The sequence below is a fragment of the Paracoccus cavernae genome (genome assembly GCF_042430175.1).
Classification (GTDB): domain Bacteria; phylum Pseudomonadota; class Alphaproteobacteria; order Rhodobacterales; family Rhodobacteraceae; genus Paracoccus; species Paracoccus cavernae.
Map to the genome: position 1 here is coordinate 95094 of NZ_JBHMDZ010000048.1, position 13216 is coordinate 108309.

Below are 13216 nucleotides of genomic sequence, written 5' to 3' on the forward strand. Positions count from 1 at the left end.
ATGGCTGCGACAATGACCCATATCGAGACCCGTTCGCCCCTTCCCGCCAGCCTGATCGTGATCGCGACCGAAATCGGCGGGGCCGCGCTTTTGTGGGCGCTGCTCATCGCCGAGCAAACCGCCGTGGTGGTTGCGCTGCTGGCGGTGATGGGCGCGCTTTTCGCGGCGCTGCAACTGCGCCCGCAGATCGAGGACACCATCTTGCGCGCCTTCCACGACGCGCGCGCGGTTGCCGTCGCGCTGGGGGTGGTGATCGTGATCGCCTATCCGGTCTTTCTGGGCAACAACACCTATGCGCTGCATCTGCTGATCGTCTCGCTGCTTTATTCGGTGCTGGCTTTGGCGCTGAACTTCCAGCTCGGCTCGGCCAATATCCCGAATTTCGCGACCGGCGCGACCTACGGGATCGGGGCCTATACCTCGGCGCTGCTGGCGATCAACTTCGGCTGGAGCTTCTGGTCGACCCTGCCCGCCGCCGCCGTGGTCGCGACGATCTTCGGCGTCATGCTGGGCATTCCGTCGATGCGGACGCGCGACAGCTATCTGGCGCTGGTCACCATCGCTTTCGGCATCGTCATCCACCAGATGCTCAACAACCTCAGCTGGACCGGCGGACCGAACGGTCTGGTCGGCATTCCCGCGCCCAGCCTCTTCGGCCATTCCTTCATGCGCCCGATCGAGGTCTTCGGCCTGCGACTGCCCAGCCAGGCGAATTTCTACTACCTTTCGGCGCTGCTTCTGGGGCTGTCGATCCTCTCGGCCAAGCGCCTGCACGAAAGCCGCGTCGGTCTGGCATGGAACGCGATCCGCGCCGACGAGCTGGCCGCGAAATGCCAAGGCATCAACGTGGTCTGGTACAAGATCCTCGCCTTCGGGGTCGATGCTTTCCTCGCCGCTTTCGCGGGGACGATCTATGCGTTCTATATCTCGTATATTTCGCCCGACAACTTCACCTTCCTCGTGTCGGTCACGATCATGACCATGGTCATCGTCGGCGGCATGGACAATACGCTTGGCGTGATCATCGGGGCGTTCCTGCTGACGATGCTGCCCGAGAAGCTGCGCGTCTTTTCCGACTACCGCCTGCTGTTCGTCTCGGTCGTGGTGATCCTTTTCCTGATCCTGCGCCCCAAGGGCCTGTTCCCGCAACGCCAGCGCAATTACGGAGGCCATTGATGAGCACCGCGCTTTTGCAACTCAGCGGTCTGGGCATCCGGTTCGGCGGCCTTGTCGCCGTCGATCAGGTCGACCTGAGCGTCGCGCCCTCGACCATCACCTGCATCATCGGGCCGAACGGGGCGGGGAAGTCGACGCTGTTCAACCTGATCACCGGCATCTACCGCCCGACCTCGGGCAAGGTCGTGCTGGAGGGCGAGGAGATCACCGGACTGCCCGCCCACAAGATCGCGACGCGGGGGATCGCGCGGACCTTCCAGTCCTCGCGGCTCTTCGAGGATCTCTCGCTGCTCGACAATGTCATTATCGGCATGCACGGCCGCACCCGCACCGGCGTTCTGACCGCGCTGCTGCGTCCCGCGAAATCGCGGCGCGAGCTGGACGCCTGCGCGACCGAAGCGGCCGAGATCCTGCGCGCCATCTCGGAAGATCTTTATACGCGCCGTTACGAGCCCGCGGGGATCTTGCCGCAGGCCGACCGGCGGCGGCTGGAGATCGCGCGGGCCTTGGCGTCGAAACCCAAGCTGATCTTGCTTGACGAGCCGTCCTCGGGGATGGACGACCGCGATACGGCCGATCTGATGGCCGACATCCGGCGCGTCATGGCCGACAATCCGGGCCTGTCCTTCCTGATCATCGAACACGACATGCGTCTGGTTGCCGAACTGCCCGACAGCGTTGTCGTGATCGATTACGGCAAGAAAATCGCCGAGGGCGATTTCGCGGTGGTGCGGCAGATGCCGCGGGTCCAACAGGCCTATCTGGGGCAGAAGGCGGTCGAGAATGTCTGATATGCTGGAACTCACGAATGTCAGCACCTCTTACGGGCCGGTCTCGATGCTGCGCGGGCTGTCCCTGCGGATCGGCAAGGGCGAGCTGGTCTGCCTGCTTGGTCCCAACGGCGCGGGGAAATCGACGACGTTCAAGGCCTTGTCCGGACTTCTTCCGCTGGATGGGGGCTCGGTGCGGATGATGGGGCAGGATGTCGCGGCGCTCGGCGCGGAAAAGCTGACCGCGCTCGGCGTCGGTTTCGTCCCCGAGGGGCGGCGGCTTTTCCCGAGCCTTTCGGTGCGCGAGAACCTGCGGCTCGGCTATGACGCCTCGCGCTGCGCCATCCCTTTCGAGCAAAGGCTCGAACTGATCTACGACCTCTTTCCGCGCGTCAAGGAGCGGATGGGCCAGCAGGCGAATACGATGTCGGGCGGCGAGCAGGCGATGGTTGCTTTGGCCCGCGCGCTGATCGGCGATCCCGAATTGCTGATCATGGACGAGCCCTCGCTCGGCCTTTCGCCCAAGCTGATCGACGAGTATTTCGAGACCGTCGCCCGCATCCATGCCGAAGGAAAAACCGTGCTTTTGATCGAGCAGAATGCCGAAACGGCGCTGTCGATCTCGGATCGCGGCTATCTGATCGTGCGCGGCCAGATCGCGGTCGAGGGGACCCGCGCCGAGATGCTGGCCGACGACACGATCCGGCATATGTATCTGTAAGCCGGACTGCGGCGGGGGTTTCCCTCCGCCGCATGTATCCGTTCCGCCTCAGGCGGCGCTGACGCGCCAGATGACGTTGCCGACATCATCGGCCATCAGGATCGAGGCCTTGTCCGGCCCGATCGCCACCCCGACGGGGCGGCCGTAGGACAGTTTCTCGTCCTCGGACAGAAAGCCCGTCAGCAGGTCGCGCGGCGGGCCTTCGGGGCGGCCGCCCTTGAAAGGCACGAAAATCATGCGGTAGCCGCTTAGCGTCGAGCGGTTCCAAGACCCGTGCTGGCCGATCACCATCCCGTCGGGATAGCCGGGCAGGGTTCCCGCCGGCATCCAGCACAGGCCGAGCGAGGCGGTATGTCCGCCAAGCGCGTAATCGGGCGTGATCGCGGTGGCGACCAATGCGGGGTTTTGCGGCACGCGGTCGTCGACGATCCGGCCCCAATAGCAATAGGGCCAGCCGTAGAAACCGCCGTCCTTGACCGAGGTCAGGTAATCGGGCGGGGTCTCGTCGCCCAGACCGTCGCGCTCGTTGACCACGGTCCAGAGCGCGCCGGTGACCGGCTCCCATGCCATGCCGACGGCATTGCGCAGTCCCGAGGCAAAGATGCGCGCGGCCCCCGTCGCGAGATCCAGCTCCCAGATCGCGGCGCGGCCTTCCTCTGCCTCCATCCCGTCGTCGCCGATATTGCTGAGCGAGCCGACGCCCGCATAAAGCTTGCTGCGGTCGGGCGAGAGGAGCAGGCTGCGCGTCCAATGCCCGCCCGGTTTGAAACGGACGAGCTCGCGGCCCGCCCCCTCGACGGCGGTTTGGCCGTCGCGATAGGCATAGGCGGTAATCCCGTCGGTATTGCCGACATAGAAAACCCCGTCATGGAGCGCCATGCCGAAGGGTTGGCGCAGGCCCTCGGCGAAAACATGGCGGGTTTCGGCCACGCCGTCCTTGTCGCTGTCCCGCCACAGGCTGATGCGGTTCGCGCTGATCCCGATGGCCTTGGCGCGGCGCATGGTGGCATGGGTCGCCCGCTCGATCAGGCCTTTGGGATTGCCCGCCTCCTGCAGGCTTTCGGCGACGAGCACATCGCCGTTCGGCAGAACCTCGATCCAGCGCGGATGCTCGAGGTTTTCGGCGAAGGCATTGACCTTGAGCCCTGCGGCAGGCGTCGGCATCCGGCCCTGATGCCAGCCGTGGGCGGTCGGCATTTTCAGCGTCATGATGCCTTGGGATTTCGCCTGCGGGATTGCGGGCCGATCGCCCATCGCCTGATGTCGCGGGGCTTGCCCGCGCCGCATCCGGACCATGATGCCGCCGACAATCTCGGTCGCTTTTGCCATCAGATCCATCTGCTTCTCCTGCCGGTTGGGCGGGTCGTAACCCGCGGCCCTACAGCGCGCAGATTAGGCCCTCCCGCCCGATCCGCAAGAAAATCCCGAGCGGAGCTGTTTCAGCCCCGCGCCGAGAAAAGCGCGGGATGATCGATCAGCGCTTGCGCGGCGCGCTCCAACGGCTGGGTTTCGTCGGGGTCCCCGCCCTGACGGCGTGCGGCGGTCAAAAGCGCGCGGCCCGCGCGGTCGGGGGCTTCTTGCAGTTGCGACAGACGCGAAAGTGCGGTGGTGATCGCGCGCTGCTGCCCGCCGGTTGTGGCGGCGCGGCGGCGTAGCGCTTGCAGTTGGTGGATCGCCTCGCCCACCGCTTGTAGCGCGCGGGCGGTGGTCTCGGCACCAAGGCCTTCGCCAGCCTTGTTTCCGGCTTTCTCGCGCATGCGCACCAGCAAGAGCAGGCGGTGGCTGAAGCGCGTCGTCCAGCTTGCCTCGTCGATCTGGGCGGGGCTTGCCTGCGCCGAGGCGGCAAGCTCGGACAGGATCATGCTTTGCACGGTCGCGGCGCGGCGGCGCTCGTCGGTGGCAAAGACCATGCGGAAGCCGAGATAGGCAAAGGCCGGACCCGAGACGACGGCAAGTACCCGCGCGATGGAATCGCCGAAGGTGATGAGCGTCGGGAAGGTCGGTTGCAGGAGAAGCAGGAAGACCATGGCGTAATCGACCGCGCCGGGGGCGGTTTTGCGATGGGCGATCAGAAAGGGCGTGACGAGCAGGAAGGGCACCATCAGCAGCGCCATCTGGGTCGAGTTTTGCGCCACCGGCCAAGCGAGCCAGAGGCAGGCGAGCGAAGCGATCGCCCCCGCGCATTGGCCCAGACCCACCCGCGTCATGATCCATGCCGGATTGTCGAAGGTCGAAAAGACCGACAGCATGACGGAGGTTCCGAGCAGCAAGAGCGATCCGGCGGGCCATTCTGTCAGCGCCCAGAATGCCCCCAAGGCCATCAGCACCACAAAGATGCGCAGGCCGGCGTGCCTTGCGCCCACCCAATCGCGGTGTTGGCGCGCCGTCAGGGTCTCGAGCGGTTGGCGCAGGGCGGGCACGCTCGAGACGGGGGCCTCGATCCGCGCGATCTGTTCGGCAATCCTTCCCAAAAGCGCGGCGAGTTTCCCCGTTCCCGCCAGGCTGCGCGCCCTTTCCAGCGAGGGCAGCGCCTCGGAAAGCGCGGGGCCGTTGCGCAGCAGCTCGGCCGCCGTGCCGAGCGCCTTGCCGAGCGGCGCGCTGAGGCGGTTGTCCTTGGGCGGATCGGTCAGGATGAGCTCGGTCGTGGCTGCCAGAAGGCGCAGGAGTTCGTGACGGATATGGCTGTGCTGCGGGGTGGCGGGGGCACGCGGATCAAGGGATTCGTCCAGCAATGCGGCGCGCGAAAGAAGATGGTCGACCGAGGGCGGCTCGGCGCCGGTCAGCCGCGCGCTCTGGAGCAGCAGCGTATCGGCCAGCAGCCGCCGCGCCGCGCCAAGGGCCGGACTGTCCGAGAGGTTCTGGCTGCCGATCCAGCCGACCGCGATTCCGACGCCCGCGCCAAGCAGCACGGTAAGGAAACGGTCGATCCCCAAAGCCATCTCGTGGCCCGCCGCCGCTTGCCCCAAAAGCGCGACCATGGCCGCCGAATAGCCTGCGAGCAGCAGCCCGTAAGAGCCGTAGCCGCGCACGAGATTGCCGCCCGCCGTGCAGAGCGCGACCCAGGTCGCGAGCATGAAGGTCAGCCCCCAGATCGAGCCCTGTGCGCAGATCAGGATCACCAGACCGACCGCCGTTCCGAACATGGTGCCGATCAGACGGTTGGCGCTCTTTTGGAAAAGCTGGCCGCGCGTGGGTTGGGCGGCGGCAAAAACGGTCATTGCGGACCATTGCGGATGCTCCAGCCCGATCGCCAGCGCGATCAGCAGGGCAAGGCAGGCGGCGATGGTGGTGCGAAGCGCGAAACGCAGCCTTTGCCGGTCGAAACCGAGCCGCGCCAAAATCGCTCCGCCGCTCGACGCGGGGCGCGAGGCAGGCATTTGACGACTCCGAAGATAGGGATTGGAATGGTCTTGCGCCTCTTATGCGGCATTTGCAACCGTCCGCCCGTTCGCGAATCCGTGAGCGCGCCCGTCGTCTAGACGTGGTGAAGCACCAGCGGGCGCCCGTCATGCTCGGCAATCGCGACCGGCACATCGTAAAGCTGCTCGAGAATGCTCTCGTTGAGGACCTCGTGCGGCGTGCCCGTCGCCAGAATGGCGCCGTCTTTCATCGCGATGATATGGTCGGCCCAGGCGGCGGCGTAATTGACCTCGTGGATGACCACGACGATGCTTTTGCCGCTCTCCTTGACCAAGGCATGAAGCCGCTGCATCAGCGCGCGCGAATGGGCGACATCAAGGTTGTTGAGCGGCTCGTCCAGCAAAAGCCAGTCGGTTTCCTGCGCGAAGGTCATTGCCAAAAAGGCGCGCTGCGCCTGACCGCCCGACACCTCGTCGAGAAAGCGCCCAGAAAGCGGGGTCAGTCCGAAGGTCTCGAGTGCGAGGCACACCTGCTCGCGGTCTTTGGCGCAGGGGCGGCCGTGGTGATGGGGCCAGCGCCCGAAAGAGACCAGCTCGCACAGACGCAACCGGCTTGCGATCACCGTCTGCTGACCCAGAACCGCCATTTTCAGCGCGAGCTTTTCGGTGGGCGTCTCGGAGACGGGCAGGCCGTCGATCGAGATTTCGCCGCTTTGCAGCTTTTCGAGCCGCGCGATCTGTTTGAGCAGCGAGGATTTCCCCGCTCCGTTCGGCCCGATCAGCGCGGTCAACTTGCCCGCGGGGATCTCGGTCGTGATGTGGTTCAGGATCTGGCACTGGCCGATCTTGAAGCTGACATCCTGGATCTGGATCATCTCATTTTTCCCCGGATCAGAAGATAAAGGAAGAAAAGCCCGCCCGCGAACTCGACGACGACGGAAAGGGTGGCCTGCTGGCCCAAGACGCGCTCGAAGAGGAACTGCCCGCCGACAAGGATGATCGCGGCGATCAGCGCCGCAGCCGGCAGCATGGTGCGGTGGCGCGCGGTTTTCGTCAGCCCGTGGGTCAGCCCCGCGACGATCAGCCCGAAAAAGGCGACCGGCCCGACCAGCGCCGTCGAAACCGCGACCAGAAGCGAGACCAGCGCCAGCGAGAGGACCACGTTGCGCTCGTAACGAAGCCCGAGCGCGATGGCGCTGGCGCGACCAAGCGCCAGCACGTCGAGGCGCGGACCGATCAGCCAGGCAAAGGCGATCGCCAGTGCCGAAAGCGCTGCGGCCCAGGGCAGCAGCTCGGCATTGATCGTGTTGAAGCTCGCGAACTGCATCGACTGCACGACGGCATAGGTGTTCGGGTCGATGATGCGCGACAAGAACCCGCTCAGCGAACGGAAGAGCACGCCCAAAATCACGCCGGTCAGGATCATCCGCGCAATGTCGCGCGCCCCGTTGGCCAGCAGCGTGCTGAACAAGGTCGTCGCGAGCAGGCACAGGATGGCGATCTCGGCGAGGAATTTTCCGGTGGCGGGCAAAGTGACAAAGCCGGTGATCCCGAGCGAGGCGACCAATGCCGTCTGGAGCAGCACATAAAGCGCGTCGAACCCCATGATCGAGGGCGTCAGGACGCGGTTCGCGGCCACGGTCTGAAACAGCATCGTCGCCACAGCGACGGCCGCGCCGATGGTGATCAGACCGCCCAGTTTCACCAGTCGCAGCTTGAGGATGAACGGCCGGCCCGCCTCGGGAAGACCCTGAAACACCCAGACGGCCGAAAGCACGGCCAGAAGCGCGGCAAGTGCGAGAAGGAAGGGAAGAGAGCGCGTCTCGGGCATGGGGTCGGGGTTCTGGCAGGTTTGGGCTATGCAGGTCGGGCGGATCTTTTCGTGCGGGGGGAGGGCGCGGCTCAGGCCGTGCGGGGCGGGCGGTAGAGCAGGATCAGGAAGACCACCGAGCCCAGCACCCCCAGGATCGTTCCGACAGGGATTTCGTAGGGATAGCGCAGGATGCGGCCGAGAATGTCGCAGGCCAGCACCAGCACCGCGCCCGAAACAGCGACGACGGGCAGGGTGCGGCGAAGGTCGTCGCCCATCACCCGCGAGACGATATTGGGCACGACCAACCCGACAAAGGGGATCATCCCGACCGACACCACGACCATGGCCGAGGTGACGGAAACCACCACAAGCCCCAAGCGCATCACCGGCTTCGGATCAAGGCCGAGGCCGCGCGCGACGCCCTCGCCCAGACCGAGAATGGCGAAGCGGTCCGCCGCGAACCACGAGGCGGCAGCCGCCGCCCCCGCGAACCACAGCACTTCATAGCGGCCCGCCACCACGCCCGAAAATTCGCCGGTCATCAGCCAGGTGCCGATATATTGCATGAGGTCGGTCTGCCAGCCGATGAAGGTCACGACCGCGCCGATGACGCCTGCAAGGATCATGCCCGCGATGGGGACCAGCATGACCTCGCGCGGGGGGAGGCGGCGGATCAGCGCCATGAACAAGGCGGTTCCGGCCATTGCGGCCAGGCTGGCCACGATCATTTTGACCCAGATCGGCGCTTCGGGCACGAAAATCGTAATCCCGAGTAGGCCCAAAGCCGCGCTTTCGGTGGTTCCGGTCGAGCTGGGGCCGACGAATTTGTTGCGCACGAGCTGCTGCATGACCATGCCGGCGACGGCGAGGGCCGCGCCGGTCAGGACGATCGAAAAGGTGCGCGGCAGGCGCGATTCCATCAGGACCATCGTGGTCCAAGGGTCGCTGCCCGCAGCGAATATGTCGAAACTGGCCGCTCCGATCATCACGCTGACGATCATCAGGAGCACCATCACGACAATCATCGCGGGCAGCGGTCGGGTCATTTCGACAGGGCTTCCGTCATCGTATCAAGCATCTTGTTGAGTGCCTGATAGCCGCCGCCACCCAGATACATCTCGGAGGCCGGAAGATAGACGATGCGCTGGTTCTTGAAGGCGTCGGTGCCCTCGATCAGCGGGGTCGCGAGGGTCTCGGCGGCGCTTTGGCCGTCTTGCGCAACCGCTTGGCCGCGATCGAGCACGAAGATCCAGTCGGGATTGGTCTCGGCGATGAACTCGGGGCTGATCGCCGCGCCGTGACCCGAAACCTCGAGGCCGGTCGCCGCTTCGGGCATCTGGGTCGCATCATGGATCCAGCCGAAACGCGAGCCTTTGCCGTAAGCCGACATTTTCGGGCCGTTGGTCAGCATGACCAGCAGGGCGCCCTTGCCCTCGGCTGCGGCGCGCAGCTTGGCGAGCTTGTCGTCGAGCGTCGCATTCATCTCGGCGGCTTTGTCGGCCTTGTCGAAAACCGTGCCATAGGTGGTGATGCGGGCTTTCGCCTCGGTGATCAGATCCGGCCCGATCGTCATGTCGGCCGCCTTGCCGACCTGACCAACCGCGTCGAATTTCGCGGCCGAGCGGCCGCCGACGATGATCAGGTCCGGCGCGATTCCGGCGATGGTTTCGAGATTGGGCTCGAACAGGGTGCCGACCGGCGTGATGCCGTCGGTTTTGACATAGGAGAGGTTGATCTTGTCGGGCATGCCGGTGATCGCGACATCCATCGCCTGAAGCGTGTCGACTGCTGCGACATCCATGACGATCAGCTTTTGGGGCGCGCCGTCGAGTTCGAGCGGGCCACGAGCGGTTTCAAGGGTCGGCTCGGCCAATGCGGGCAAGGCAAGCCCGGCGGCCATGGCGGCGGCAGTCACAAATCGGCGCATCTCAATCTCCGTCTAACCAAAGGGACCATGATCGCTGGAACGAGCACGGTCTGAGCCTTCGGTTACCCTCTGTAGAGCGGGGCGTCCAGAGAAGTTGACATTTTTACTATGAATATGGGGAAGGTTTTCCGGTATGCGATCAGGAATGCAAACCGCCGCCATACTCCTGACGCGACGCGGCAATTCCCGCAGATTGCTCAGCGGGTTGCGGCAAAGGGGCGAACAATTGTTGTGATTTATCAGCGCATTCTCTGCGCGCTTTGGTCGCAGCGCGGCTGGCGTCCGCCGCGAAAGAACGGCCGTTGCGGTCCGAATTTTCGGTCAAGATGACGATCCCGCGATTTCGGATGACCCGCGGGATCTCGATCAATCGTGAAGGGCGTGGCGCTTGAACAGGGTCTCGGCCCAGACGCCGCGCTTCTTGATGCGACTGTCTTCGTGGTCGATCAGGGCATCGGCCACAATGCGCAGATAGACGGGACTACCCTCGCTGAGCGAGCGGTCGATCCATTCCATCGCCTCGTCGATTCGCGCTTGAGCGATCAGCAGGCGGGCCGCGTTGAAGCAACCCCAGCCATCACCCGCAGCAGCGGCGGCGAGGTAATGGTCGAGCGCAGCCTCGGGGCCTTCGGGGCCGCGAGAGTCCTCGGCCATCATCCCCAGCATGTTGAGCGACTGGGCATTGCCCTGCTTGGCGGCGAGAGCATAGAGGCGATACGCCTCGTCGTCGCTTTGCGCCACGCCCGAACCCGAGAGGTAGAGTTCCGCCAGATTGAACATCGACCAAGGCTCGCCCGACGAACAGGCGCGGTTGTAATAATCGGCGGCAAGAACGGGATCGGCGGGGATGCCCCAGCCCAATTGATGCATGCGGCCCAAGAGATGCATGGCGGTGGAATTCCCGCCGGCCGCAGCGCTTTTGAAACTCTTGATCGCAGCGAGAGGCTGACCGGTATCCAGCAGCAATTGACCCAAGGCCAGCGCAGCCTCCGGATTGCTGTGACTTTCGGCCGCTGTTTCGGGGTCTTTAAGAGAAGTCATTGAAAGTCGGTCAGTAAAATGGACAAGGCGAGCGGGTGCGCGCTTACTCACCCTAGCAGAGCAATATACTTGCCGACAATGCAAAGCTGCTCGGACATGTCATATTGGCAGAGAACCGCAAGGCGGTTGCAACCGGCAGGCGATCGGTTGCCCGTGCTGGTTCGAACGCACAGGCGGTGCCGAACGAAACCGTTCTGAATAGGGAACGAAAGTCCAACGAAAGCGGGGCGAAAGGCCGGTTACGCCGTTTCGGGGACAAGGAGGTCCAAGCCGCCAGAGGGCGCTTTGCTGTGGTTGCGGGGCCGTATGGCCGCGCGCCTTAATGTTCGGCGGCCATGACATAGCCCGGATGGAAGGCCAGCCGGACCGTCGTGATCGCGCCCAGATCATTCCATGTCGTCCGTTGCAGAATCAGCAAGGCCTGATCGCGGCGGGTCTCCAGCAGGCGGGCGTCGCGGGCATTGGCATTCTCGGCCGAGAAGGCGAGATCGGCATAGACATAGGGCGCATTCCGCACCAGCCATTCGTTGGCGTTGATCTTGCGGAAATCGACCGAGGTCATCTCGGGGACGGCCACGGGATTGATCCAGCGGTCCTCGACCTGAAAGGGTTTGCCGTCGCCGGCATGGACGGTGCGCAGCCGCAGCAGCGTCGCGCCGGGCGCAAGCTTCATCCGCAGCGCGACATCTTCGGGAAGCGGGCTCATGCGTTGGGCGACGACGCGGTGGCTATAGGCCTTGCCCGATTGCTCGATCTGCTCGCGCACGATCGGGATCGACAGCGTGGCCTTGCGCACCGGGTTGATGGTGACATGGGTGCCCGCGCGGCGCTTGCGGTCAAGCAGGCCCTCCTCGGCCAAAAGCTGGAGGGCCTTGTTGACGGTCGCCCGTGCGACGCCGAACTCGATCGCGAGTTCGGCCTCGTCGGGGATGCGGTCGCCTTGCTCCCATTCCCGATCAACGATCCGCCGCCGTACTTCGCTGACGATGTTCTGGGCTTTGGATGTCGCGGGGATTGGTTTTTTGGCTGTCACATCTTGTCCTGAAGGCGGGTGATACACGCCAGATAATCCGAAACAATTCGGTCGCGGTCGAGATGTTTTCCATTCCGGACCTGATGTCGACCAGCCGACCAAACGTCTTTGATCAGCCCATCGTTCCCCGCAAAGACGAAACTGTCGAGCAGCGTATCGTCTTTGCGGCCGACCATGACTTCGTTTTGCAGCGAGACGCCGACCAGATCGGCCCAAAGGCCCGCGCGGATCGCGCCGGTTTCGCGGCCAGCTGCCGTGGCGCCGCCGTCGAGGCCCGCATCATAAAGTACGCGGCCCGTGGTGCGGTTGCGCGTCGCCAGAACGGCGCGGCCGCGATCGCGCAGACGCAGGCTGTATTCCAGCGTGCGCAGCTCTTCGACGAGCGAAATGCGAATGTTGCTGTCCGAGCCGTAACCCCAGCGTCCGCCGGCCTCCTGCCAGACCGTCCCGTTGAAAATCCCGTCGCCGAGGCTCGATTCGGTGATCGGACACAGCCCCGCCACCGCGCCGGTTTTCGCCAGACGGATGGTCTCGTCATCGGTCATCTGGGTCGCATGGATCAGGGTCCAGTTGCGGTCGACCGCGGCATTGTCCAGCAGCCATTCGGTGGGGCGCAGGCCATAGCCCGCGAGGATTTCCTCGACCTCGGGGATCTGCTCGGCAAGGTGGAGATGGACCGGACGGCCGGGCCGCAGATTGGTCACGAGCGCAAGGCCCTCCTTGCTGACGGCACGCAGCGAATGGGGCGCCACGCCCACACCCGAATCGGGGCCGAGCTTGGCCACGGCGGCCTCGGCACCTTCGAGCAGGCGCGCGAATTCGTCGGGATTGGTGCCGAATCGCTGCTGGCCGGGGCCGAGCGCGCGGCCGTCGATGCCGCCGAACTGGTAATGGACCGGCAGCAGCGTCAGGCCGATGCCGGTGCGGCTGGCCGCTGCTGCGATGCGTTCCGACATCTCGGCAATATTGGCGTAATGCGCGCCGCCCTGACGGTGATGCAGGTAGTGGAATTCGACGTTGGTGGCGTAGCCGGCCTCGAGCATTTCCATCTGCACCAGCGCGGCAATGCTTTCGACATCATCGGGCGTCAGGTGGTCGAGGAAGCGGTACATGATCTTGCGCCACGTCCAGAACGTGTCCTTGGGCTGGTCGCCCTTGGCTTCCGAGAGGCCCGCCATGGCGCGCTGGAACGCGTGTGAATGCAGGTTCGCGATCGAGGGAAGCAGCAGCTCCGTGCGCGTTCCACGCGGCGCGACGCCTGCCTCGACCGAGTCGATCCGCCCCTCGGGCGTGACTGCGACCAAGACGTTTTCCGCCCAACCCTCGGGCAGTAACGCCCGCTCTGCCCAAATTTCGGCCACCAGAACCTCCTTGCC

At 64.9% G+C, this 13216-nt stretch carries 12 protein-coding genes; 3 read left to right on the forward strand and 9 right to left on the reverse strand.

Annotated elements, in window-relative coordinates:
- From ACFFUC_RS17100 to ACFFUC_RS17110, 3 genes are read left to right on the forward strand one after another with little or no spacing between them, the layout of a single operon-like run.
- Positions 1-1176: a branched-chain amino acid ABC transporter permease gene (locus tag ACFFUC_RS17100; protein WP_377688099.1), complete on the forward strand. Its 1176-nt coding sequence runs from the start codon at positions 1-3 to the stop codon at positions 1174-1176.
- Positions 1176-1967: an ABC transporter ATP-binding protein gene (locus tag ACFFUC_RS17105; protein ID WP_377688100.1), complete on the forward strand. Its 792-nt coding sequence runs from the start codon at positions 1176-1178 to the stop codon at positions 1965-1967. The genes ACFFUC_RS17100 and ACFFUC_RS17105 overlap by 1 nt, the downstream gene beginning before the upstream one ends.
- Positions 1960-2667, forward strand: coding sequence for an ABC transporter ATP-binding protein (locus ACFFUC_RS17110; RefSeq protein WP_377688101.1), 708 nt, complete (start codon positions 1960-1962; stop codon positions 2665-2667). The genes ACFFUC_RS17105 and ACFFUC_RS17110 overlap by 8 nt, the downstream gene beginning before the upstream one ends.
- 48 nt (positions 2668-2715) lie before the next feature.
- Here ACFFUC_RS17110 and ACFFUC_RS17115 read toward each other — a convergent pair whose 3' ends face one another.
- The 9 genes from ACFFUC_RS17115 to ACFFUC_RS17155 all read right to left on the reverse strand — a co-directional run bounded on the left by ACFFUC_RS17115 (position 2716) and on the right by ACFFUC_RS17155 (position 13201).
- Positions 2716-4005 (reverse strand): PQQ-dependent sugar dehydrogenase, encoded by a 1290-nt coding sequence (locus ACFFUC_RS17115; RefSeq protein ID WP_377688103.1) that lies wholly within the window; start codon positions 4003-4005, stop codon positions 2716-2718.
- Between the two features lie 101 nt (positions 4006-4106).
- Positions 4107-6044 carry an FUSC family protein gene (locus ACFFUC_RS17120; protein WP_377688104.1) on the reverse strand — a complete coding sequence of 646 codons (1938 nt, stop codon included), beginning with the start codon at positions 6042-6044 and terminating at the stop codon, positions 4107-4109.
- 98 nt (positions 6045-6142) lie between these two features.
- Entirely contained in the window at positions 6143-6901 is a 759-nt protein-coding gene (locus tag ACFFUC_RS17125) for an iron ABC transporter ATP-binding protein (protein ID WP_377688105.1), read from the reverse strand.
- Entirely contained in the window at positions 6898-7857 is a 960-nt protein-coding gene (locus ACFFUC_RS17130) for an iron chelate uptake ABC transporter family permease subunit (protein ID WP_377688106.1), read from the reverse strand. Before ACFFUC_RS17130 ends, ACFFUC_RS17125 begins: the two co-directional genes overlap by 4 nt.
- A 71-nt stretch (positions 7858-7928) precedes the next feature.
- Positions 7929-8885: an ABC transporter permease gene (locus ACFFUC_RS17135; RefSeq protein ID WP_377688108.1), complete on the reverse strand. Its 957-nt coding sequence runs from the start codon at positions 8883-8885 to the stop codon at positions 7929-7931.
- Positions 8882-9766 (reverse strand): siderophore ABC transporter substrate-binding protein, encoded by an 885-nt coding sequence (locus ACFFUC_RS17140; RefSeq protein ID WP_377688109.1) that lies wholly within the window; start codon positions 9764-9766, stop codon positions 8882-8884. Before ACFFUC_RS17140 ends, ACFFUC_RS17135 begins: the two co-directional genes overlap by 4 nt.
- Before the next feature lie 366 nt (positions 9767-10132).
- Entirely contained in the window at positions 10133-10807 is a 675-nt protein-coding gene (locus ACFFUC_RS17145) for a tetratricopeptide repeat protein (protein ID WP_377688110.1), read from the reverse strand.
- 319 nt (positions 10808-11126) lie between these two features.
- On the reverse strand, positions 11127-11840 hold the full coding sequence (gene hutC, locus ACFFUC_RS17150; RefSeq protein WP_377688111.1) for a histidine utilization transcriptional repressor HutC: 714 nt from the start codon (positions 11838-11840) through the stop codon (positions 11127-11129).
- Positions 11837-13201: a formimidoylglutamate deiminase gene (locus ACFFUC_RS17155; protein ID WP_377688113.1), complete on the reverse strand. Its 1365-nt coding sequence runs from the start codon at positions 13199-13201 to the stop codon at positions 11837-11839. Before ACFFUC_RS17155 ends, hutC begins: the two co-directional genes overlap by 4 nt.
- Positions 13202-13216: the final 15 nt, after the last annotated feature.

Coding starts and splice junctions, on each gene's coding strand:
- ACFFUC_RS17100 (WP_377688099.1), top strand. CDS start 1: ATGGCTGCGACAATGACCCATATCGAGACCCGTTCGCCCCTTCCCGCC.
- ACFFUC_RS17105 (WP_377688100.1), top strand. CDS start 1,176: ATGAGCACCGCGCTTTTGCAACTCAGCGGTCTGGGCATCCGGTTCGGC.
- ACFFUC_RS17110 (WP_377688101.1), top strand. CDS start 1,960: ATGTCTGATATGCTGGAACTCACGAATGTCAGCACCTCTTACGGGCCG.
- ACFFUC_RS17115 (WP_377688103.1), bottom strand. CDS start 4,005: ATGGATCTGATGGCAAAAGCGACCGAGATTGTCGGCGGCATCATGGTC.
- ACFFUC_RS17120 (WP_377688104.1), bottom strand. CDS start 6,044: ATGCCTGCCTCGCGCCCCGCGTCGAGCGGCGGAGCGATTTTGGCGCGG.
- ACFFUC_RS17125 (WP_377688105.1), bottom strand. CDS start 6,901: ATGATCCAGATCCAGGATGTCAGCTTCAAGATCGGCCAGTGCCAGATC.
- ACFFUC_RS17130 (WP_377688106.1), bottom strand. CDS start 7,857: ATGCCCGAGACGCGCTCTCTTCCCTTCCTTCTCGCACTTGCCGCGCTT.
- ACFFUC_RS17135 (WP_377688108.1), bottom strand. CDS start 8,885: ATGACCCGACCGCTGCCCGCGATGATTGTCGTGATGGTGCTCCTGATG.
- ACFFUC_RS17140 (WP_377688109.1), bottom strand. CDS start 9,766: ATGCGCCGATTTGTGACTGCCGCCGCCATGGCCGCCGGGCTTGCCTTG.
- ACFFUC_RS17145 (WP_377688110.1), bottom strand. CDS start 10,807: ATGACTTCTCTTAAAGACCCCGAAACAGCGGCCGAAAGTCACAGCAAT.